We start from the raw sequence: 23288 nt of genomic DNA, 5'->3' as shown, positions 1-23288 counted from the left end.
TTTAAAATGGCGATCCGACTAGGGCACATAATTTTCGATTTTTGAAATATTGGCCTGGTTACATCAATCAAAAATCCAAATTCTAAAATATTGGCGCCGGATTACGGACAAAAAGCGTCCTAATCCGACCTACGCTGCCTCACCGGAGGCGGGAAAAATATAAAATAAGCGGTTACAAAACAATTAAGACAGACATGATTTTTTCAAGGAGAAAAAAATGAGTTTCGAAGCAGCTCCGGGTATGGACGAACTTTGCATCAACACCATAAGAACCCTTTCAATGGATGCCATACAAAAGGCAAACTCTGGGCATCCCGGGGCACCGATGGGACTTGCTCCTGCCGGATATATTCTCTGGTCAAAAATTATGAAGCACAACCCTAAAAATCCTGCATGGCTGGACAGAGACAGATTCGTTCTTTCAGGCGGCCATGCGTCCATGCTTCTTTACAGCCTTCTTCATCTCTGTGGATACGCTGTTTCCATCGATGATATTAAAAACTTCAGGCAGATAGGCAGCAAAACTCCTGGTCATCCTGAATTCGGTCACACATCAGGCGTTGAAACAACAACCGGACCGCTTGGACAGGGAGTCGCCAACGCAGTGGGTTTTGCAATGGCTGAGGCTCATCTTGCGGCTGTTTACAACAAACCTGGCTTTGAGATTGTCAATCATCATACCTATGTAATGTGTGGTGACGGGGACATGATGGAAGGGATAACTTCAGAAGCCGCATCCCTTGCCGGTCATCTCGGACTTGGAAAGCTCATATGCATATATGATGATAACAAAATCTCCATAGAAGGCCCCACAAGCATTGCTTTTACGGAAAATGTCGGAGCACGCTTTGAAGCTTATGGATGGCATGTAATCAAGGTTGAGGACGGCAATACTGACTTAAAGGCAATTTTAGAAGCAATCGAAGAAGCAAAAAATGAGAAAGATAAACCATCCCTGGTCATATTAAGAACCCACATAGCCTTCGGAAGCCCAAACAAACAGGATTCGGAAGAAGCCCACGGAGCGCCGCTCGGAGCCGACGAGATTGTTCTTACAAAGAAAAATCTCGGTTGGAATTACGAAGAGCAGTTTTTTGTTCCTGAAGAGGCAAAGACTGTTTACAAAACTGCCATGGAAAAGGGTGAAAAGTCTGAAGAAGAATGGACAGATCTTTTCAGGGAATACTCGATCAAATACCCGGAGCTTGCAAACCAGCTCCTTGACGGCGTCACAAGATTTGTCGAGGATGGATGGGACAGCTGCCTGCCTGTTTTCAAGACAGAAGACAAACCTATTGCGACAAGAAGTGCATCCGGCAAGGTTCTCAACGCCATTGCCGAAAAATTCCCATGCCTGATAGGTGGATCAGCTGACCTTGCGCCTTCAAATAATACATACCTCAAATGCTCCCATGATTTCCAGAAAGGCTCATATGACGGAAGAAACATAAGATTCGGTGTACGCGAGCATGCAATGGGCGCGATAATAAACGGCATGATACTCCACGGAGGTGTACGCCCATTCGCCGGAACCTTCCTTGTCTTTTCTGATTATATGCGTCCATCCATGAGGGTGGCGAGCCTCATGAAGCTGCCGCTGATTTATGTCTTCACCCATGACAGTGTTGCAGTAGGCGAAGACGGCCCCACCCATCAGCCTGTGGAACATGTCGCTTCCTTGAGGGCCATTCCTAATCTTGTTGTGATAAGACCTGCTGACGCGAACGAGACTGCCGAAGCCTGGAAATACGCGATCAAATCCAACAGCAGCCCTGTGGCGCTTATTCTAAGCCGTCAGAACTTACCAATCCTTGAAAGAAAAGACTCTCCAGAAGGTGTTTCTGCCGGCGGTTATATTTTAAAAAATACAGAAGGCAAGCCTGATATTATACTAATGGCAAGCGGTTCAGAAGTTTCTCTCATAGTTGAAGCAGAAAAAATGCTTGCAGAAAAAGGAATCAAGGCAAGGATCGTAAGCATGCCAAGCTGGGAAATATTTGAAAAAACAGCTGACTATTACAGAGAATGGGTACTTCCGAGTGATGTGGAATGCCGCATTGCGGTCGAAGCCGGTATTTCTATGGGCTGGGAAAAATATGTCGGTCCAAAAGGATCTGTTCTGAGCATTGAATCCTTTGGTGAATCAGGCCCTGGTTCAAAAGTTATGGCAAAATTCGGTTTTACAGCAGAAAATGTCGCGGAAAAGGCGCTCGCTCTTTTGGGCAAAGCCTAAAAAATGATGCCTGCTCAAAAAAGTCAGAAAAAGGCACCAGCGTCATGCCGGACTTGATCAGGCATCTTTGCATTTTCAAATACTTCTGGATTCAGGCCTGCGCCGGAATGACCGAAATCGGACTTTTTGCTATTTTGTCAAAAAATAATTCTCATGGCAAAATATGATAAAAGCCCTGTCTGAAAAAAAGCGATCAGGACAGGGCTTTTATTTGTAAAAAAACAATTAAAATCAAAAACATTAAAAAAGATCCTGTTCTCAAATCAAAATAGATGGTAGGGTGTTCTTGAAGATCTCAAGTTTCTTTACCGGCATATCTTAAGTCAGGTATCAAAGCTTTTATTTTCCACGCAAGGGCGTATCCTTGGAATCCAGAAAATCTCAAAGTAATTAGGAGAAGCAAGTGAACATTTATGTAGGTAATATACCTCACAGCACATCAGACGACGAATTAAGGGCAGCATTTGAAGCATTCGGAGAAGTTACATCTGCCAGTGTAATCAGGGACAAATTTACCGGTCAGTCAAGGGGCTTTGCTTTTGTGGAGATGCCTTCTTCCACTGATGGGCTGAACGCTATTGAAGAGATGAACGGAAAAGATTTCAAGGGTCGTACACTTACAGTTAATGAAGCTCGTCCTCGCACAGAAGGCGGCGGCGGAAGACCTGGCGGCGGCGGTGGCGGCGGTCGCAGATTCGGTGGCCCTGGTGGTGGCGGCGGCGGTCGTGATGGTGGCGGCGGTGGTGGAAGAGATCGCAGACCTGGCGGCGGTGGCGGCGGCGGTCGTGGTGACGGCGGCAGAGGCGGTCGTGACGGCGGCAGAGGCGGTCGTGACGGTGGCGGCGGCGGTCGCTGGTAGTACCTAAGAAATACTGAATAAAATCATATTGCACCGGACTTTTTAAAAGTTCGGTGCAATTTTTTTTGATGGCTTCGCAAAAAGTCAAAAATAACGGCGGCGTCATGCCGTGCTTGATCCGGCATCCAGTTATTTCAGATACTTCCGAATTCCAGCCTGCGCCGGAATGACAGGAATCAGGCTTTTTGCGGGTTCATCTTTTTTTGAATCTTATTGTAAAATCTTTCATTTGAACAATATGCAAGCTCACTACAATACTTACAGCCAATCAAAATTCGTAGAACTTCTTTCCAGATTATGCAGAACTCAAGGCAAAACATTCCATGAAAAAGAAAGAAAAAATACAATCATTTCTTTTCTTGATTCTGTTTCTGATTCCCTGCCAGACGAAAAAAGAATAATTCATCATACAGACGAGGCTGGAAACCTTATTGTCAACTTTGGGCAAGGCGACTGGGAAGATGCCGTTGTATTTGACGCTCATATAGATGTAGTTGGAAAAGGATTTTCTGAGCCAGTCATAAAAGATGATGGGAAAATATACGGACTCGGAACAGGCGACAATCTTACTTCAGCGACCCTGCTTTGCCTTCTTGCTGAAAAACTCGCATATGAAAGCACAAAATTCAAACGTCCTTTGCTCCTTCTGTTTTCAGTTTGCGAGGAAGGATACGGCAACCTCAAAGGAGTGAGGCAGTTTGTGGATGCCAGAAAAACTCCGCCCCATCTGTTTGTATCCTTTGATCTTTCATACAGGGAATATTCCACGTCTGGTCTTGGATCGCGGAGATACAAAGTAACAGCCAAAGGGCCCGGTGGCCACAGCTGGGACAACAGGGAAACCCCGTCAGCGATAGAAAAAATGATGGAGTTCCTGACCCTTCTGAAATTCAGACAAATAGGCCTCGATGAAAAGCATTCGGCTCCTTTTTCATTTAATATTGGAATCATCGAAGGCGGCGAAGGCGTAAATATAATTGCAGGAAACGCAGGAGTTCATTTCGAATTCCGAAGCACGGCAGAGCCCCTTTTGAATGAAGCTGCGGCAATTGTAAAAGAAGAAATTGAAAGAGCCAACAATTCAGGAGATAATGTCTTTTTTGATTTCTCAATTGAGGGCGAGAGGCCTGCTGCAAAACCAGTCAGACCTGAGAGCGGAGAGGAACTGATACGCAGAATCTGGAAAAACAACTCTATAGCTGCAAGACGGACCATCAGAAGCACAAATATAAACTATCCTCTTTTCATGGGATGGCCGAGCATATGCACAGGGCTATGCGAATGCGCCGGATACCATACTGAGGACGAATATATCATACTCAATTCAGTGGAAAAGGGATGGAAGCTCCTTGGAGAAATCACCAAAGAGCTTGTTTTCACTGAAGATACGTCCGGGGAATGAAGGCCCGCAGGGGAGTGTTGGCAACAGCACACCCCGGACGCTCTGCAGGATCATCCAGCCATTCTTATACGCATGGAGTCGGCATCCCTTTTGTTTGACGCTCTCCATATCCCCATTTTTTCCGATTCTTTTACAAGCTCTTCCTGAAAATCAGGGTGTGCTATTTCTATCAGAGCCTCGGCTCTCTGCCATGTGGATTTACCTTTGAGACATGCCATGCCGAATTCGGTCACCACATAATGCACGGCTGTTCTTGGCAAAGTGACTATGGTGCCATGATTCAAATAAGGCCTTATTCTTGAGGAAAGATTGCCATTCTTGTCGGTTACCGTAGAGGTAAGACAGATAAAACCCTTTCCGCCTCTGGAATGGAAGGCCGCATAATGATAATCGAACTGGCCTCCTGTGCCGGAAATCTGCCTGAAACCAGATGATTCAGATGAAACCTGTCCAAAAAGATCGATCTCAACCGCGTTATTGATGGACATCACCTTATCATTCATCGCAATAATTTCAGGTTTGTTAACATAATCAACAGGGTAACTCGCGCAAGTAGGATTAAGATGCAGAAACTCGTAAAGCTTTGAGCTGCCCAGGGCAAAAGTGTAAACCATCTTGCCGGGGCAGACCGCTTTTTCGCTGTTTGTGATACGCCCAGCCTCATACATATCCACGAATGAGTCAACAAGCATTTCAGTGTGAACGCCAAGATTCTTGAGATCGGATTCAGCTATCATCTTGCCGATCACGTTGGGCATCCCGCCAATACCAAGCTGGAGACATGCGCCATCAGGTATTTCATTGACTACAAGACTTGCAATTGCCCTGTCAGCGTCGCTTACCTTCGGATCTCCAAGCTGGACAAGAGGCCTGTTATCCGTTCCAACAATATAATCAACTTCAGAAATATGAAGGCCTTCTCCATATCCACCGAAACAGTAAGGCATGTTTTCGTTCACTTCGACTATGATTTTCTTTGCCTTGTCTGCCTGGGCCTTTTGAACGGAATTTGCTATCCCGAAATTGAAATATCCCGCCGAATCCATGGGCGTAGTTCTAACTATAAAAAAATCGCTTCGGAGATCTTCCTGATCATATAATTTGGCTCCTTCATGGTAAAGCAGAGGGATATAGCTGCAAAGGCCTTTGTCGTGGAGAATTCTGTCTCCCGCGGTGAAATGCCAGTTGTTATAACAGAATGAATTTCCGGAAGGATCGGCCGTGGCCACTGATGCGAGCCCTGGAAATCCCACGGCCCTGACTTTTACATCATTCAGTTCTGAAGCTCTTTTTGAGAGCGCTATGTCGAGTGTTATGGGGGCGCACTGGAAATTGCCATAATCCACCCAGTCGCCTGAGTTTATGGCTTTTACAGCATCTTCCGCAGAAACCAGTTTTTTAATATATTCAGTCTGATTGTTGCCCATATTTTTTCTCCTTTCGGCGTTATTCGAGTCTTTTAAAGATCTGAAACGCTATACTGCAAACTACGGGCCAACTCTTTTACAAACCTGAAAAGCCTTTAAAAAGAGACAACCAGAATAAATATGGGATTTTCCAGAGAACACCGATACGACACAAAAGTCTTAATAAAACACCCTAAAAAAAAGCAATCTTTTGATTTTAAAGACAATAAAATCATGCGACATAAAAGTCTCACAAAGAGACATCCGGCTTTACCACCCCCCTGATGTCATATTGTTTCATTCTCCTCTCAAGAGTCTTCCTCGTCATTCCAAGGCTTAAGGCGGTATAGCCCCTGTGCCATCTGTTTTTTTCCAGAGCCTCGATGATTATCTGTTTTTCAGTATCATTCAGAGCAGCCTTGATTGACGCCCTGTCCGCCATTTTTTTTGGCCCCGCCAAAGGCTGGGCCTCGCAAACCTGACCTGCTCCGTGAATATCAAGGTCAATCTGACCCAAGGTAAGGTATCTTCGGAGCGCGTTCTGCATCTCCCTGATGTTTCCTGGCCATGAATATCTCTGGAACGTATTTACGACAGAAGGCTCAATTGCTGTAAAAGACACTGTGGAATCAATACTTTTTAGAAAATGCTCCATGAGGAGAGGAATATCCTCCTTCCTATCCCTTAAGGGAGGAAGAAGAATAGGAATCACATGTATCCTGTAAAAAAAATCCGCCCTCATAGTCCCGTTTTTTACAAGAGAAATAAGATCTCTGTTTGTGGCGGCAATTATCCTTAATTCAGGAGTCTTTACCTCGCTCCCGCCGATGGGGATAAACCCTCCTCCGTCAATGGCCCTTAACAATTTAACCTGTATAGCAAGCGGTATTTCCCCGAGCTCGTCCAGAAAAATAACCCCTCCGTCCGCCTGATCAAGATATCCGGGCTTGTCTTTTATGGCACCTGAAAAAGCGCCCTTCTTGTACCCAAAAAATTCGCTTTCCATTAAATTTTCGGGTATGGCGCCGCAGTTTACAGGAACGAAAGGAGTCTTCCCCGAACCCGAAAGCTCATGAATTTCCCTTGCCACAAGCTCCTTGCCGGTACCTGATTCTCCGTATATGATCACATTGTCCCCGGAAGACGCGGCCTTGATGATAAGCTCGTAAACAGCCTGCATTTTCGGACTTCTGCCTATGATGCTTCCGAATCTGTACCTGTCCTTCATGGAAGATTTTAAAAGCCGGTTTTCAACCTTAAGATTCTCCCTGCTCTCAAGAAGTGCGGCCTCGGCAAGCTTCCTGTCATGAATATCCGTGATAAGTGTCTGCTTTTTTAGAGTTCCTGGATCTCCGCCACTTATCGGAGTTGAAACCCAGGCATGCCATCTGCCATCGATGGGATCTATAATCTCCTGCTTCACTGTTTTTCCATTTGCGACTGCCAAAAGCGGACACCATGGACAAGGCGTGCTCCTTGAAAATATTACGGAGTGGCATTTCTCGCCACACGCTTCCCTCCCCACTCTTTTTATGAGTCTGGCATTCATGAACTCAAGGGAATAGTCGGAATCAACCGTATATATGAAACCTTCAAAATTATTGACTACTGCGCTTAGCTGGGATTCCCTCTCAAGAAGACTCTTTTCCGCCTGCTTGCGGGAAGTGACGGTAATGAATGTGGCAAGACTCTTTTTTGTGCCAGGAATCATATCCAGCTTCAAAAATACGTCCTGAATCTTTCCGTTTCCGTCTATCATCCTGCATTCGTATTCGGAAGGGGCCGTTGACGGATCCTCCCTCCTAAGCTGATGGTAGGCCTTCATTTTTGCCACATCATCCTGATGGATAAATATAGGCCATTTGACCTTTCCCTGGAGTTCGTTCTTTCTATATCCGAAAAGCTCCTCAACTTTTTCATTGGACAGGGAAATGGTCATATCTTCTTCAATGAGAATAGAGGATGACAGGGATTTTTCAAAAATATACAGAAGCATCTTCTCCCTGCCCCTGGTTTCTTCGAGTTCCTCTTTCAAATGTTCGATCTGTTTTGCATAAAAACTGATATCAGGTGGGGCCTGCATTTTGCCTCCATTGAGATGGCGGGTAAAAAAGACTGAAACCTTTGAATATAATAGCTTCTCAAGTGGTCTTTTCACTTGACATGCGGCGATATAAAAAGTCAAGATTACTTTTTACCCATGTCATGACGATATAATTATTGATAATGACCCAATATTAATTTCACGGAGTAGTGAATAAATTGATCAGTTTTCTGAAATTTTTGAGAAATCCTTTTAAAAGAAAAAAAAAGAACGCGGATGATGTTAGGCCCGAAGCAAGTCCTGAAGTCATACAGGAAGCTCCCCGGGAAGAAAAAATTTCAGAGCCTGTGGGCAAGCGCCCAAGACCATCGAAAAAAACAGAAAGACGACCTGCTGAACAAACTGAGTTCAGGGAAAAGGAAAATCGGCCTCCAAAAGAGAGGTGGGACGTTTCAAACTTCGCAGTTCCCGAGGCAGAAGGGAAAACGAGATTCCACGACTTCAATCTTCCGGCAAAACTCATGCGGGGAATACAGGATCTCGGATTCAATTACTGCACCCAGATTCAGGCAGAAATCCTCCCCCAGACTCTCCAGGGAAAAGACGCTACAGGCCAGGCCCAGACAGGAACAGGAAAATCAGCGGCCTTCCTTATAAGCATCTTTACAAAACTCCTTACAACACCGCACCACGGGCAGAGACGCCCCGGAATACCAAGAGCCCTGATTTTCGCTCCAACCAGAGAGTTGGCTCTTCAGGTTGAAAAAGACGCAATTGCCATAGGCAAGCACACCCGCGTTACAGTCATGAGCGTTTTTGGCGGCATGGCTTATGAGGCACAGAAACGAAGACTGGCTGAAAAAGTTGTGGATGTTCTTATTGCAACTCCAGGCAGGCTTCTGGATTTCATAGATCAGGGACTCATAAAACTTTACAAGACAGAAATAATTGTCATTGATGAAGCGGACAGAATGCTTGATATGGGATTCATGCCTGACATGAGGCAGATAATGAAATCAGCCCCTCCGAAGAGCAAAAGGCAAACCCTTTTTTTCAGTGCGACAATCACGCCTGAAGTATCCCGTCTTGCGGCCCTGTGGATGACAGATTCCATGAGCATAGAGATAGATCCTGAGCAGGTTGCTTCCGCGACAATTATCCAGAGAAATTACATTGTCACATCAGAAGATAAGTTCGCCCTGCTCTACAATATTTTGACAAGAGAGAATCCTGAACGGGTAATCGTATTCGCGAATACAAGAATAGAGACAAAGACAATAGGCGACAGACTGACAAGATACGGTTTTGAAGCAGTGATTCTTTCAGGTGACGTACCTCAGAAAAAACGACTCGACAGTCTGGAGAATTTCAGGAGCGGAAAAGCAAAAGTGCTGGTTGCGACCGATGTGGCGGCCCGTGGCCTTCATGTTGATGCCGTAAGTCATGTCATAAACTATAATTTCCCCCAGGACCCGGAACATTATGTACACAGAATAGGAAGAACAGGAAGGGCCGGGGCGTCCGGAATCTCCATAAGTTTTGCATGTGAGGATGACTCATTCTATATCCCGGCAGCTGAAAAACTGCTTGGGAACTCCTTGACTTTTGAGCATCCTGACGAAGACTGGCTCACTCTACCGGAACCTCCTCCGAGAAGCCCTAAAGAGGCTCAAGCTGAAGAAAAGGCCAGACAATATCCCAAAAACAGGCCTCAACAGAATAGAAGACCAGGCTCAAGACCGGGACAGAGACCAAGACAAGGAGGCGGAACATCAGGATCAGGCCGCCCACAAAGACCAAGATCAGAGTCTGGATCCGGAAGAAACACGGGTTCAAATCCTCAAAGGCCACAGAACAAAGAAAGCGGCAATGCCTGATCAACCTGTAAAAACAAGCAGTGCCTTCGGTATAGAAGCACTCTTGTTTGATGTAGGCGGGGTAATATTTCCTTTGGGTGGACTGAAAGAGATGATGCCCTTTCTGCCCAAAGGCGAAACCCTCGGGAGCATCAGGAAAAAATGAATTTCTTCGCAAACGGTAATGAATTTTGAAAGCGGAAGAATTTCCGAATCCGAGTTTGCCTCAGACATTGTCCCGGAACTTGGTCTAAAACTTGAGCCTGAAGAATTTCTTCACATATTCAGGAACTGGCCGCTCGAAATTTCTGATAATACAACAAGTATTCTTGGAAAAATAACCGGGATAATTCCTTCTGCCACGCTATCAAACACAAACCCGCTTCACTGGGACAGAATTGAAAGCAGGCTGGAAGGCCTTTTTGACAGCCACTTCCCTTCACATATTACAGGCCTTCTTAAGCCAGATCCCGAAGCTTTTTTAAATGCGGCCAGATATCTCGGTAAAAAACCAGACAAAATCATTTTTTTTGACGACACTGAAATAAATGTCGAATCAGCTTTAAGATCAGGCTTCAGGGCTTTTTGCGTAAAAAGCGTGGCAGACGCTGAAGCCGCCCTTTTAAGGATCGGCGTCATTTTATAAGGCATCTTGAGTCTACGAAGCACCCAGCACCAGAGCTTTATCAGGGCGCAGTATAATTAATCCTGGTCTGATCTGAAAGCCAGGCATAAGCATACCATCTTGGGCGCTTTTCCTGTGCTGCTGGTTTGGACGCGCTCCTGATCATTATCTCCCCTCTGTTTTTCTGATTGCATTGAATCTGGCATGGAATCTTTTCATGGGGAGCAAATCTTTTGCCCATACAGATGTTGTGGGCCAGAACGTCATAAACCTCAATATACCTGTCTTTTCCAAAATCATTTTCAATATAGACTGTTATCATGGCGTACCTCCATAACTATATAGAATTACGTCAACAGCACCACTTATTCCCGAATAAATGGCACCAAACAAATGAAAAACTTCCCATAAAAGCAAACAGACTTAATCAGGACAAATATAGAGAACGTCACCAGGACGCAGAACCAGCTTAGATCAACAGAGGAGATGGAAATTCAGAACATGAGATTTATATATTAAATATGCTATTTTTTTAAAACTTTGTCCACCACAAAAACAGAATTTCATATACCGCACTAAAACCTTTAAAATAACTGAATATTTGCTTTTTACATTAAAAATATGCTTTATCCTTCATGGATTTATAAAGCCATGGAAGGTTGATGGACTCGCAAAAGCCAGAAAAGGGCTTCAGCGCCTGCCGGACTTGATTCGGCATCTTTGTATTTTCAGATACTTCTGGATTCAGGCTCCCGGTTTTCACAGGTACAGGCCCCGCAGGAATGACTGAAATCTGACTTTTTACGATCTTGTCAAGTTTAAAAGTTTTTTTGATTGGACTGGCTAATGAAAAAAATAATAGGCGTTATCTCTGATACACACGGCCTTCTCAGACCAAAGGCCCTTAACATGCTCTCAGGAAGTGACATAATCATACACGCAGGAGACATCGGAGAAATTGATATAATTCATAAACTCGAGGATATTGCGCCTCTTTATGCTGTAAGAGGAAACACAGACAGATCATCGTGGCCAAGAAAAATACCTTCGTGGGAAATTGTTCAGTTCGAAGGGTTGAATATATATGTTAGACACATCTTAGGGGAAATGGATATAGATCCGGCCTCTGCTTCCATTGATATTGTAATAACAGGACATACGCATATGCCTAAAATAGATTGGAAAAACGGAATCCTTTTTTTCAACCCTGGAAGCGCAGGTCCCATAAGAGACAGGCTGCCTGTAACTGTCGGGAAAATAATCATCAATGAATCAGGCCCTGAGCCTGAAATCATAAGACTAATGTGATACCGAGCACATCCAAATAACGAAAGCAAAACAAAATGGAACTCAAATCAAAACATAGCTTTTCCATTGAAAATTTTGGGCCTGTGGCATTCATGGGTGATTCCATTACTGAAGGATTCGGAGTTTTACCCGCAGATTCTTGCTGGCATGTTTTCTCTCAGCTGACGGGCATGGATGTAATCAGATCAGACGATATAAATCCGGTTGCTTATGCAGGAATAGGCGTAAAGGAATTTGCAGGAAGAATCGATAATCTCATGGCAAAATGGAAGCCCAAGACTGTTTTTTTAAGCATTGGAGCCAATAACTTTGATGATTCCTGCACAGCGTCATATCCATTTGGAATAACTACAGATGAAATTGCTTTTTTCATAAAAAGCATAATTTACTGCATAAGGGGCTATGGAGCCATTCCTTTCTGGATTGGACTTCCACCATTTGAAGATTGCGGAGCATCCCAGGAAAAACCAAAAAAATTCAATTCCATGATTTCCCAGTGGCTTGAATCCGAAAACCTTCCGTCTTTTTTCTATCTGGACAGATTGATTAAGGAAGATTCCTGGGATGCCATGGGCGGACATTTTTTTAATAACCTGGCTGTGGACAAACACCCCAACGAATCAGGACAAAGACTTATTGCCGAAGTTTGTGCGGAGGCCATGGCGACATTTCATAAAATTACTTTGTAGGCATTACAGCTGTGTGCTAATAGATAAAGAATATTCTGAATTTTTCCCAATAATACCCCAAATTAAATATTTTACATTGGCCGTCTATGCCTGACAAAAAACCAGCATCCTTATCAGATAATGAATCAGAGCCAGCACAGATCGCTGACCAGGGTATCAAGTCCCATTCCCTGCATACGCATATCGCCCAGCAGAAAACCCTTGTTATTGAAATAGAGGGTGACCTTGACCATCATGGCGTGTCGTCTGTTTATTATGAACTGATGGAAAAAACAAAAAAGCATGACGGAAAGGTGAGGCTGGTTCTTCCGGAAAACATCAAATGGGATTCAAGCGCGCTTGCCCTTTTGTCAATTATTGAACAGTACGGCGCAGACACCGGCAAAATTGTGGAAATAGTCGGAATGAGTCCCAGGATGGAAGAATTCCTGAACAAGATTGAATCATGTCATTACAGGAGGTCAACCCTTGTTCCCCCGCGTCTGGGAATATTTGAAAGAGCAGGCAAGGTGGTTCATGAAGTCTGGCAGGATATAAGTTTTCACATCAATTTCATTGGGGCCATTTCATCCGCCATGTTTGATGTGCTGAAGCATCCAGGCCGGGTAAGATGGGCAGATGCATTTTCTGCTGCTGAAAGAGCCGGAGTAAACGCGCTCCCGATCATAATTCTGATAAGCTTTCTTGTGGGCCTTATCATGGCTTTTCAGGCCTCCATTCCCATGAGGATGTTCGGAGCCGATATTTTCATAGCAAATCTGATAGGCCTCGCAGTTATAAGGGAGCTTGGCCCCCTGATGACCGCTATTGTCCTCACTGGCAGATCTGGTTCAGCCTTTGCCGCAGAAATAGGCACAATGAAAATTAACGAGGAAGTCAATGCCCTCACCACGATGGGACTTGATCCTATAGCCTTTCTGGTCACTCCAAGAATAATAGCCGCGATGCTCATGACTCCGCTTCTTGCAATTTTTGCAGACATAGTCGGAGTCCTTGGCGGCCTGGTTGTGGTAATGGCGCTGGGACATCCCCCCATAGTTTATTATAATCAGGTCGTAGCCACAGTAAAATGGGATGATTTTGTTGGCGGCCTTATCAAATGCTTTGTATTTGGGCTTCTCATCGCTGTTTCAGGATGCCTTCGAGGCCTTGAAACCGGATCTGGCCCAAGCAGCGTAGGCGATTCAACAACAAAAGCCGTTGTAACCGGCATAATTCTGATAACCATTGTTGATGGCCTTTTCGCCGTCATTTATTTTTATCTTGGCATTTAAGATGACTATTAAGCCAAAGCCTATAATAACAGTTAAAAACCTGACGGCAGCATATGGCGGAAATACCATTCTGGAAAACATAAGCTTTGATGTGTATCCAGGCGAGATTTTCATCATACTCGGAGGCTCCGGCTGCGGAAAAAGCACCCTGATGAAGCATGTAATAGGGCTTTATCCTCCTGTCACTGGAGAAGTTCTGATAGAAGGCCAAGATCTTGTTTCTGCACGAGGTGATAAAAGAAAGGAAATACTCAGCAGATTAGGGGTCATGTACCAGAGCGGAGCACTCTTCGGATCAATGAATATCCTTGAAAACGTAAGACTGCCGCTTGAGGAATTCACAAATCTCCCCAAAAGGGTTATGAATACAATTGCCTGCAACATGCTGGACAGAGTAGGGCTGGGCGACTATACCGAATATCTGCCATCTGAAATAAGCGGAGGCATGCAAAAAAGAGCAGCTATTGCCAGGGCAATGGCCCTTGATCCTTCCATAATATTTCTGGATGAACCTTCGGCCGGTCTTGACCCCATTACTTCTGCGGAGCTTGATGATCTTATACTGTCTCTTTCCAGGGAGTTCGGCGTTACATTCATCATAGTAACACATGAGCTTCCAAGCATTTTCGCGATCTGTGACAGATCAATAATGCTGGACAAAGTGACAAAAGGCATAGTTGCCGAAGGAAAACCTCTGGAGCTTAAAAAGCGTAATGATATGCCAGCTGTTTACGCTTTTTTCAACAGGGTTCCAATGAATGACAACAAAGATTCTTCTGACTGAATAAATCATGGTGAATAAAAAACATGGAACAGAATTCCACATATTTTAAAATAGGTATTTTTGTAATCATAGGAACGATCCTCGGAACCATATGCCTTGTAATATTTGGGGCCGGAGTCATTTTCAGAAAAGAAATCATGGTCGAGACCTATTTCAACAGATCCGTCCAGGGCCTTGATGTCGGATCAGCAGTGAAATACAGGGGCATAGCCATCGGTAATGTTAAGAAGATAACCGCCCTTCCCTCTAAATACAATTCCTCGCTTAATTACGTAATGCTCCAGGTGGCTCTTTTTGCCGAAAACATGCCTGCAGATCTAAAGACAAATACTTATGAGAAATTAGATAAAGATGTAAAAAAAGGCCTGAGATTCCAGCTTGCTCCATTAGGAATAACCGGCACCATGTTCCTTGAAGCGGATTATCTGCCTCCTGAAAAAATAAAGGATCTGGATATATCCTGGACTCCTGAAACGCCGTATATACCGTCGGCCCCCAATACCATTGCCGCATTCACTGAATCGATTGACAAGATTCTTTCAAATCTTGAAAAAATAAATGTGGCTGGAATCACTGACAAGATTGAAACTCTTCTTACGACAGTAAATGAAAAATTCAGCCAGATGGATGTAAATGAAATAAACACACAGATGACCGGCCTTCTTGCAGAACTCAGGGAAACAAACAAGGCACTGAAAGATACTGTCGGGTCTGATAAGCTCAAAAAGATAATTGATGATTCAAGCGCAATCACAGCAGATGTGAGAAGTACCATCAAAACCACAAAACCGGCCCTTGAAAGTGCAGTCGCAGATATAAGCTCTGCCGCAGATACATCGAGAAAAACAGCCGAATCTGTTGAAAAGGCTTTTGAAAGGCTTCCTGGAATACTTGAAAAAATTGATAACCTGACAAGAAGACTGGACGGAATTTCATCTGAAAAAAGCCCTGCCATGTCCGAGGTTATAGACAATATAAAGAAAATATCAGAAAATCTTGAGGATCTGAGCAGATCGGCAAAACAATATCCGTCCCATATTATTTTCGGCAACCCACCGGAAAAAAACTGATTGATTCTGGATTTTTGAGGTTTGATTTTTGTGGTTCTGCCTGATTTTCAGTCAAGGAGTGCCTTGTATGGTTAAATTGCCGTCAAAAAGGCCAATTCGTAGGGTACTCAAGCTCTAAGGCTTGCGCACCAGATTCGTGTGCCGATCGGGTCGCTTTTTGGAAAAAGCTCCGCAAAAACTTCATGATTTTGTTATTTGGCAAAAACATTGATATTTTAAGAGTTTTAAAAATGATCCGGCCATGACTTCTAAAATATCACTGAGAATTGAGCAGAACCACATTGATTTTTGATTGTTAAAAGATTGAAAGCCGCCAATCTTGATGGTGTCATGCCGGACTTGATCCGGCATCCAGTATTTTCAAATACTTCTGGATTCCGGCCTGCGCCGGAAAGACGAAAATCGGACTTTTGCGACCTTGTCAATCTTGAATCCACAATCAAAAATTGAGCGGCGTCCAAAACGCGAGATTTGCGCGCGGCAATGGAGAGTAAAATGAAAAATTCATCGGCCAATTCGCAGGTCGGATTAGGACGCCCTTTGTCCGTAATACGGAGTTAAACTGGGTGCCTCCGGCGGGCCGCTTTTTGAAAAAAGCTCTGCAAAAACTTTATGATTATGGCAAATGCTTAAAAAATGATATTTTCATTACTGTCGGGATCTTCATTTTTCTGACCAGCCAACCATGCTGAAAATAGTGCATAGCCACGTTAATTATTGAAGGAAGATGTCAGTATAAAAGATCTAAATATTATGGTCGCAAGATGCTTAAACCGCAGGTCTTGCGCATCATCACCGGAGAATAAAATGAAAAATCCATCAAAAACAAAAGTCATTCAACTTGTTCTGGCTGTATTAATATCCTGTCTTGTCCTGCCGGGATGCGTTAAACTTTCAAAACCGTATCCCATAAAACAGTATTTTGTGCTTGAGGCGAAAAGAACGGCCCAAACAGGCGGAGCTGCCCCAAAGGCGTCAATACGTATAAAAGACCCTGAAATTTCCCCGCTTTTTTCAAGCAAATCCTTTGTTTACAAGACCAGCAATCTTGAATTCAAAACAGATTTTTATAATGAATTTTTCATTTTGCCTGACAAACTAATAAAAACCCAGACCGTGGAATGGCTGAAAAAAAGCGGCGCATTCAGACGCATAAGCCCTGATCCCGGAGAAAAGACTGACTTCATACTTGAAAGCAATATCGTCAATCTTTACATAGATAAAACAACTTCACCCAATAAAGCGGTGCTTGAAACAGCCTTTTTTCTTCTTTCAGGAACAAAGGGCGCTGATGAGATAATCTGGCACTCGGCTCACAGAGAAGAAGTTCAGGTTAAGGACGACTCATCACCTGCAATGGCAGAGGCATTCAGCAAGTCCCTGGAAAATACTCTGATTTTTCTTGAAAACAATCTCATTAAGAGTGTGTACCATTGAAAAGTAAAATATCTGAAGCAACCGGATTAAAATACCAGCCAGTATGCCTTCTCTGGTCTGATGAAAAACCAGAAGATGCAGTCCAGTTCAAAAAGGGCAAATGGGGCTGCACCATGTGGCTGGTCTCAAATGCTGCAAAAGGCAAAATATCCTGCTGTGATCGCAATACCTTCGGATGCATTGGCGCAGGAGTTGGACTTGGATTTGGGAATCAGTACAAGAATTTCATTGGAGGCGAGGAATGCTTCAGGTATTTTCTGTCAACAGGCAATAAAAACTGGCCTAAAGGCAAGGAAAACGGAACAGAACTGAAACACTACATGCAGGATGAATTCCATGATAACTACATGAATGGAGAAGGCTATCTGAAGTCTCCTGACCATGTTGCCGATTTTGTGCGAAATCTTCCCATAACCGAAATCCCTGCAAAATATGTGATTTTCAAATCTATTGAGCTTGTTGATACTGAAAAAGAAAAACCAAAATCGGTCATCTTCTTTACCGATGCCGACCAGTTATCGGCTCTTGTTATACTTGCCAACTATGCGAGAAAGAGCAACGAGAGCGTTATCATCCCATATGCAGCCGGATGCCAGACATTGGGTATTTATCCTTACAGGGAAGCCGAATCTGAAAATCCGAGGGCCGTTGTCGGCCTGACAGATATCTCGGCAAGGATATATATCAGAAGCCAGCTTGGAGAAGGTCTCATGACTTTCACGGTTCCATACAAAATGTTTGAAGAAATGGAATCCAATGTTGAAGGCTCTTTTCTTGAAAGACCATTATGGAAGGAGCTTGTTGAGGAAAAGCTTGGTTCAATATCAGGCGGCCTCTAAAAATTGTCTTTTTGAGCTTTAGCTACGTCAGCTTCGTACTCGAATCCTCATTTATAAGATAATAAACTCCGGTTCAACGTGCGCAGCTTCCTTAGAAAGCACATCAAAACTATGGTCTCGCAAAAAGTCAAAAAAGGGCTTCGGCGTCATGCCTGACCTGATCCGGCATCTTTGTATTTTCAGATGCTTCCGGATTCCCGCTCCAGATTTTCACCGGTACAGGCCCCGCCGGAACGACAATAATCGGATTTTTTGCAACTTTTTCAAAATTCATACTGAGCCATGACGAAATCAATCATGCGTCCGGTATTTCGTACTATTCTTCAGCTTTGGTTTTAACATGGACAGACTCATCCTGAATCATCATAATCTGATTTTTTGCCATTTTATAAAATAAAAATTTCCCAATAGTTTTCAGATTGTTCTGATTTTACCTATATGTTATCGTTCAATTTTGATGATATAGCAAAAAGTCAGAATAAGGCGTCAGCGTCATGCCGGACTTGATCCGGTATCTTTGTATTTTCAGATAGTTCTGGATTAAGGCTCCCGGTTTTCACCGGGACAGGCCCCTCCAGAATGACTGAAATTGAATTTTTTGCACCTTGTCAATTTTATGTCTCCCTATTTCTCGTTTTTATTCTCCGTTCCCGTTTATTAGCACTAAGTCTTGGAGGTTACATGGACACCGACCCAGGGAAAAACCTTCTAAAAGCTATTCTTGAAGCTGATCGCACATATGCCAATCTTATAATTGATTCGTGGGCCGCTGCCAAAGGTTACGAAAGCGCCATAACCGATCTTCTTTCAGGTGTTCTGGAAGAAATAGGAAGAATGTGGGATGTAACCGGAGATATTTCTCTTTCCCAGGGTTATGTCGCGGCAAAAATTGCAGAAGATGTTTTTGCAAAAGCACTTGAGGCAAAAAGGATGACGGCAAATGATCAAAAAATAATCAAGGGGCCTGTAGTTTTAGGAAATATTGAAGACGACTATCATCCGCTTGGCCGCAAAATGGTTTCATCTTTTCTCCAGATAGCAGGCTGGAAAGTAATAGATCTGGGAGTCGATGTTCCGGCTGATATCTTCGTGGACAAGGCACTGGAAAATGGGGCCAGAATCATAGGAGCTTCGGCTATGATGTATTCCACGGCAAAAAACATTCAAAAGCTCAGGGCAGAACTCGATAACAGGGGACTTTCAGGAAAAATCCAGATTGCTGTTGGCGGAGCTGTATTCAAACTGAGAAAGGAACTTGTGGATGAAGTGGCAGGAGACGGCACGTGCCAGAGCGCATTGCAGGCGCCGGCCCTGTTTGAGGGTTTATGGGCCAGGGCGGTCTCACTAATTGAAGCCTGAACAGATGAATCAAAAAGGAGGTAAAACCATGAACAGCCTTGAGAGAGTAATGAGAACTGTTACAGGAGAAGAAACTGACAGGCCTGCGTTTACTCTTCTCCTCAGTCTTTACGGAGCCAGGCTGACCTCCTGCCCAACTGATATTTATTTTTCAAGACCTAAATCATATGCTGAAGGCCAGTTCGCTGTACGCGAAAAATTCCGGCCAGATCTTCTTTTCAGCCCCTTTGCCCTGACATCAATCGGTGAAGCCTTTGGAAGCGAAGTTAAATATTTCAGCAATTATGCTCCGAATATTAAAAACCCTGCCGTAAAAAACGCCCCGGAATTCATGTCAATGGATCTGCCCGATGTGGATTCCAATCCCCAATTGGCATTTATACGGGACTCCGTGAGGATCATGGCTGCAAAATACATGAACGAGGTGCCTGTTGTCGGAGCCATTCCTTGCCCTGCGGACATTCCCCCGCTTGTCATGGGAATAGACCAGTGGATGGAATGCCTTGTTTTTGATGAAAAAACAGCCGGTCAGATAATGGAAAAATGCTGCGATTTTTTCATAAGATTCGGGAATGCCCTTCTTGAAGACGGAGCAAAGATCATTGCTTTTCCAGGCATGTTCGTAAACCCTGAAATAATCCCTTCAAAAAAAATAGCGGATTTTATCATCCCTTTCCTTAAATCGTCATTCAGCCAGATAAAGGGGCCGATCGTATTTCACCACGGAGGCAACAGACTCGAGCCCTATATAGGCATGTTTATCGAGTTGCCGAATATTGTAGGCTTTGCCATGGATTCAAGGGATTCGCTAAGGGAAGCAAGAAAAAAAGCAGGAGAGTCATATGTTCTTATGGGAAATATTGATGGCCCTACCTTATCTGAACAGACACCCGGACATACTCAAAAACTATGCATGGATATCCTGAAAGACAGGGAAAATGACAGAAAATTCATATTCGCGAGTTCCGCAGCAGATATTCCGTGGAATACGCCAGAGGAAAACATCATGGCCATATGCGACTGTGTCAGAAATTACAGGAGGTCATGATGGGAAAGGATACAGTGCAGATAATCTCATGCTCTATTTTCAGGGAATCAATTGAAAGGCTCAGACATGAAGGCAAAATCAAGTGTCTTGTTACATATCTGCCATCCATGCTTCATATGTACCCTGCTAAACTTGAGGCCGAGCTTGAAAAAGAGTTCGACAAGATAGGACAAGATAACCGGACTGTCCTTTTATACGGAGACTGCTGCCCCCATATGCTGGATTTTGAAAAAAGACGGTCAACATCAAGAACATCGGGAATAAACTGCTGCGAAATAATCCTTGGAACAGGCCTGTACAAAAAAATGAGGTCAGAGGGTAAATTTTTCCTTTTGCGTGAATGGGCAATACGTTGGAGGGACATATTTGAAACAGAACTCGGTCTCAAAGGGGAAAATGCGATCTCGTTCATGAAGGAAATGCATACAGGTCTCGTTTATATCGATGAAGGAATCCGTGTCACCCCGCTTGAAATACTTGAAGAAATTTCAGCATATACAGGCCTTGGCTATGATATCTTGACCGTTTCTGAAGATCAGCTTCTTAAAAACCTTAAATCAGCAATTGACAGGCTTGATTATGATTCATGATTCAAAAGAATTGCAAAAAAATAGCGAAGCAACGAGATTCATGATCATGGACATGCTTGAGGGGATTCTCAACTATTCTGATCATCCCGGCCAGATGGGCAGATATCTTACCGAAACCATCAGGGAACTTGTGGGCGGAAAAATAATAGCACTTTTTCAGTATGTCCACGGAGACCTTGAATCGCACAGGCTGATCAGCATTACCCCTGAAAGATATAAGAACTTTGACGGCCTTCATCATTTAGAAGATTTTTGCTCTTGTTGCCATGACATCAAAAAAAGCACCCTCTGGACAAAGGAGTCCGGGCCCCCGAAAATAAAAGAGATTCTCGATAAAATCGAGTGCGATTCCATTGTTGCTATACCTTTGTCTGTGGCTGACCATAGAATGGGCATGCTTTTCATTGTCCAGCTCCTCGACAAGCAAAGAATATCGGAAATCCTCAGATCATTTGACGCCCTCTCCCCTGTGGTCGCCCTTGTCCTTAGAAACGCCCTGTTTTATGAAAGCCAGGAAGAAATCATATTAGAAAGAACCCATGACCTTGCAGCAAGTGAACACAGATTCAGAACGCTCGCTGATTTCGCTCCGGTTGGAATTTTCAGGTTCACGGCTGACAGGGAGCTTGTTTTTGTTAACCGCAAATGGAGTGAAATAACCGGTCTTTCACAAAAAGATGCAGACCATGATACATGGGAATCAATAATCCACCAGGATGACGCAGAATTCCTGATGAAACATTTTGCCGAAACTGTATCGTCAAAAAAACCCTTCAACATTCAATACAGAATCAAGAGGCATGATGGTAAGACCATTACGGTTATTGGGGAGGGAGTACCTGAGTATGATCAAAACGAAGATTTCTGCGGTTATATCGGCACTCTGATTGATATTTCGGATAAAATCCGGGAACAGGAAGAAAGACAGAAACTTGAAAACCAGCTGAACCAGTCCCAGAAAATGGAATCCATAGGAAGGCTCGCAGGTGGCATAGCCCATGATTTCAACAATTTGCTAAGCGTAATAATAGGGTACAGCGATTTAATCCTTGAAAACCTCGCACCTGGGGACGAACTTTTTGAAGAGATTTCTGAAATCAGCCAGGCCGCCATCAGGTCAAAGGAAATGACCTCCCAGCTCCTTACTTTTTCAAGGAAACAGGTGATAGATCCAAAGCCAATATCACTCGGAAATCTGCTTCCCCAAAAGATTAAAACGCTGAAAAGGATGATAGGCGAAGACATTGAACTGGAAATCAAGATAGGAGACAAAGGCTGGCTGATAAATTCTGATCCAACCCAGCTTGACCAGCTTATAATGAACCTTGCTGTCAATGCAAGGGACGCCATGCCGGACGGCGGCAAAATCAGAATTGAGACTTTGCAGGAAGATTTTGAAAAAGAAGCTGCACGCATATATCCAGGAATGGAACCAGGAGCATACGTATCACTTATGTTCAGCGATGACGGCATGGGTATACCCAAAGATAAGCTTCCACATATTTTCGAGCCTTTTTTCACAACAAAGGAAAAAAGCAAGGGAACTGGCCTTGGCCTTGCCACGGTTTATGGCATAGTAAACCAGAATAAAGGATTCATAACCACTTACAGCGAAGAAGGTCATGGTACAGCTTTCAAGATAATGATCCCGGCCTTCCCTGAGTATGAAAATCCGGCACATGAAAAAAATGTCTCACCTGTACGCGGAGGAACAGGACTCATACTTCTTGTCGAGGATGATGAAGCCCTGAGGAACATGACAAAACTGATGCTCACAAATCTTGGCTATGATGTCATAGCATTTGCATGGCCAGAACAGGCCATCGAATTCTGCCGGAAAGATAAAAGACAGATTGACTGTCTTCTAACCGATGTAATAATGCCTGGCATGAACGGCAGAGATATGGCTATAAAGATTAAAATAATGAGGCCTGACATAAAAGTGCTTTTCATGTCAGGATACCCTGAAGACATAATAAGCGATAAAGGCGTTCTTAAAAAGGGCGTCAGCTTTATACATAAACCTTTCATGCTCAGGGATTTCGCGGCAAAACTTCATGATGTGATCATCTCGGATTCATGAAAGCCTTTTTTTCCTGTTCCATTTAAGTGCCGGAAAGGTTACATACAATCAACCATTTGATATTCATGGCTAAAAAATGGCCTTCGGAAAGATAAAGCCGGTATTGTTTAATTATACCAATTCCAAATCAAAGCGCTATCTGTGTTGGCATCGTAATCAGCTACTCAACGTACAAACCACGTACGTTTGTGTCGCTTCCTCCTTGCCGCCTTGATTTCATTTTTGATTTGAAAATGGTATTAAACATTTTGGTCACTATTCAGTTAGATTTTTTTAGGGATGGCTTTATTCTTGGAAAACCATTTTGTAAAAAATATTTTCCAAAACTTTTTATGATATTTTGAAGAAAGTTTTGCTCTAAGGGGATTCAAGCAAAAAATCC

At 43.8% G+C, this 23288-nt stretch carries 21 protein-coding genes; 17 read left to right on the top strand and 4 right to left on the bottom strand.

The annotated features are described in order from the left end of the window. Positions 1–217 precede the first annotated feature (217 nt). The 3 genes from tkt to K245_RS0106860 all read left to right on the top strand — a co-directional run bounded on the left by tkt (position 218) and on the right by K245_RS0106860 (position 4494). The gene (gene tkt / locus K245_RS0106875) at positions 218–2233 is read left to right on the top strand and encodes a transketolase (protein ID WP_027358694.1); all 2016 of its coding nucleotides are present in this window, start codon (positions 218–220) and stop codon (positions 2231–2233) included. 403 nt (positions 2234–2636) lie between these two features. Then, positions 2637–3092, top strand: a complete 456-nt coding sequence (locus K245_RS0106865) for an RNA recognition motif domain-containing protein (RefSeq protein WP_027358693.1) — start codon at positions 2637–2639, stop codon at positions 3090–3092. 109 nt (positions 3093–3201) lie between these two features. Further along, a complete protein-coding gene (locus K245_RS0106860) occupies positions 3202–4494 on the top strand; it encodes a M20 family metallopeptidase (protein ID WP_027358692.1) in 1293 nt (430 codons plus the stop codon). Positions 4495–4544: 50 nt separating this feature from the next. Here K245_RS0106860 and K245_RS23455 read toward each other — a convergent pair whose 3' ends face one another. Continuing rightward, a complete protein-coding gene (locus K245_RS23455; protein ID WP_051283947.1) occupies positions 4545–5921 on the bottom strand; it encodes an acetyl-CoA hydrolase/transferase family protein in 1377 nt (458 codons plus the stop codon). Between the two features lie 229 nt (positions 5922–6150). Further along, on the bottom strand, positions 6151–7983 hold the full coding sequence (locus K245_RS26450; protein WP_051283946.1) for a sigma 54-interacting transcriptional regulator: 1833 nt from the start codon (positions 7981–7983) through the stop codon (positions 6151–6153). Between the two features lie 170 nt (positions 7984–8153). On the opposite strand from K245_RS26450, the gene K245_RS23445 reads away from it, so the two are divergent. From K245_RS23445 to K245_RS0106835, 3 genes are read left to right on the top strand one after another with little or no spacing between them, the layout of a single operon-like run. After that, positions 8154–9821: a DEAD/DEAH box helicase gene (locus K245_RS23445; protein WP_232223804.1), complete on the top strand. Its 1668-nt coding sequence runs from the start codon at positions 8154–8156 to the stop codon at positions 9819–9821. Further along, positions 9814–9966 (top strand): hypothetical protein, encoded by a 153-nt coding sequence (locus tag K245_RS27650; protein ID WP_156906726.1) that lies wholly within the window; start codon positions 9814–9816, stop codon positions 9964–9966. Before K245_RS23445 ends, K245_RS27650 begins: the two co-directional genes overlap by 8 nt. An 18-nt stretch (positions 9967–9984) precedes the next feature. Beyond that, positions 9985–10446, top strand: coding sequence for an HAD-IA family hydrolase (locus K245_RS0106835; RefSeq protein ID WP_027358691.1), 462 nt, complete (start codon positions 9985–9987; stop codon positions 10444–10446). 40 nt (positions 10447–10486) lie between these two features. Here K245_RS0106835 and K245_RS0106830 read toward each other — a convergent pair whose 3' ends face one another. Further along, positions 10487–10747 (bottom strand): hypothetical protein, encoded by a 261-nt coding sequence (locus tag K245_RS0106830; protein WP_027358690.1) that lies wholly within the window; start codon positions 10745–10747, stop codon positions 10487–10489. Between the two features lie 524 nt (positions 10748–11271). Between K245_RS0106830 and K245_RS0106825 the strand changes: the two genes are divergently transcribed. The 7 genes from K245_RS0106825 (at position 11272) to K245_RS0106790 (ending at position 17826) form a co-directional block, all read left to right on the top strand. Then, positions 11272–11733 carry a metallophosphoesterase family protein gene (locus K245_RS0106825; protein WP_035276667.1) on the top strand — a complete coding sequence of 154 codons (462 nt, stop codon included), beginning with the start codon at positions 11272–11274 and terminating at the stop codon, positions 11731–11733. Between the two features lie 35 nt (positions 11734–11768). Beyond that, entirely contained in the window at positions 11769–12422 is a 654-nt protein-coding gene (locus tag K245_RS0106820) for an SGNH/GDSL hydrolase family protein (RefSeq protein ID WP_027358688.1), read from the top strand. An 86-nt stretch (positions 12423–12508) separates the two neighbouring features. Beyond that, positions 12509–13696: an MlaE family ABC transporter permease gene (locus K245_RS0106815; RefSeq protein WP_232223803.1), complete on the top strand. Its 1188-nt coding sequence runs from the start codon at positions 12509–12511 to the stop codon at positions 13694–13696. Between the two features lies 1 nt (position 13697). Further along, positions 13698–14480, top strand: coding sequence for an ABC transporter ATP-binding protein (locus K245_RS0106810; RefSeq protein ID WP_198013845.1), 783 nt, complete (start codon positions 13698–13700; stop codon positions 14478–14480). A gap of 23 nt (positions 14481–14503) precedes the next feature. Next, positions 14504–15550, top strand: coding sequence for an MlaD family protein (locus K245_RS0106805; RefSeq protein WP_027358685.1), 1047 nt, complete (start codon positions 14504–14506; stop codon positions 15548–15550). An 807-nt stretch (positions 15551–16357) separates the two neighbouring features. After that, on the top strand, positions 16358–16987 hold the full coding sequence (locus K245_RS0106795) for an ABC-type transport auxiliary lipoprotein family protein (RefSeq protein WP_027358684.1): 630 nt from the start codon (positions 16358–16360) through the stop codon (positions 16985–16987). Then, a complete protein-coding gene (locus K245_RS0106790; RefSeq protein ID WP_027358683.1) occupies positions 16984–17826 on the top strand; it encodes a DUF169 domain-containing protein in 843 nt (280 codons plus the stop codon). Before K245_RS0106795 ends, K245_RS0106790 begins: the two co-directional genes overlap by 4 nt. Before the next feature lie 127 nt (positions 17827–17953). Here K245_RS0106790 and K245_RS27645 read toward each other — a convergent pair whose 3' ends face one another. Then, positions 17954–18100: a hypothetical protein gene (locus K245_RS27645; protein ID WP_156906724.1), complete on the bottom strand. Its 147-nt coding sequence runs from the start codon at positions 18098–18100 to the stop codon at positions 17954–17956. Between the two features lie 407 nt (positions 18101–18507). Between K245_RS27645 and K245_RS0106780 the strand changes: the two genes are divergently transcribed. From K245_RS0106780 to K245_RS26445, 4 genes are read left to right on the top strand one after another with little or no spacing between them, the layout of a single operon-like run. Next, positions 18508–19185: a cobalamin B12-binding domain-containing protein gene (locus K245_RS0106780; RefSeq protein ID WP_027358682.1), complete on the top strand. Its 678-nt coding sequence runs from the start codon at positions 18508–18510 to the stop codon at positions 19183–19185. 28 nt (positions 19186–19213) lie between these two features. Then, positions 19214–20233 (top strand): uroporphyrinogen decarboxylase family protein, encoded by a 1020-nt coding sequence (locus K245_RS0106775; RefSeq protein ID WP_027358681.1) that lies wholly within the window; start codon positions 19214–19216, stop codon positions 20231–20233. Further along, positions 20230–20823 (top strand): DUF1638 domain-containing protein, encoded by a 594-nt coding sequence (locus K245_RS0106770; RefSeq protein WP_198013844.1) that lies wholly within the window; start codon positions 20230–20232, stop codon positions 20821–20823. Before K245_RS0106775 ends, K245_RS0106770 begins: the two co-directional genes overlap by 4 nt. Continuing rightward, positions 20813–22906: an ATP-binding protein gene (locus tag K245_RS26445; RefSeq protein ID WP_051283945.1), complete on the top strand. Its 2094-nt coding sequence runs from the start codon at positions 20813–20815 to the stop codon at positions 22904–22906. The genes K245_RS0106770 and K245_RS26445 overlap by 11 nt, the downstream gene beginning before the upstream one ends. Positions 22907–23288: the final 382 nt, after the last annotated feature.

Origin of the sequence: Desulforegula conservatrix Mb1Pa, from assembly GCF_000426225.1 — a bacterium.
GTDB lineage: Bacteria > Desulfobacterota > Desulfobacteria > Desulfobacterales > Desulforegulaceae > Desulforegula > Desulforegula conservatrix.
This window is presented reverse-complemented; position numbering and strand designations above follow the sequence as displayed.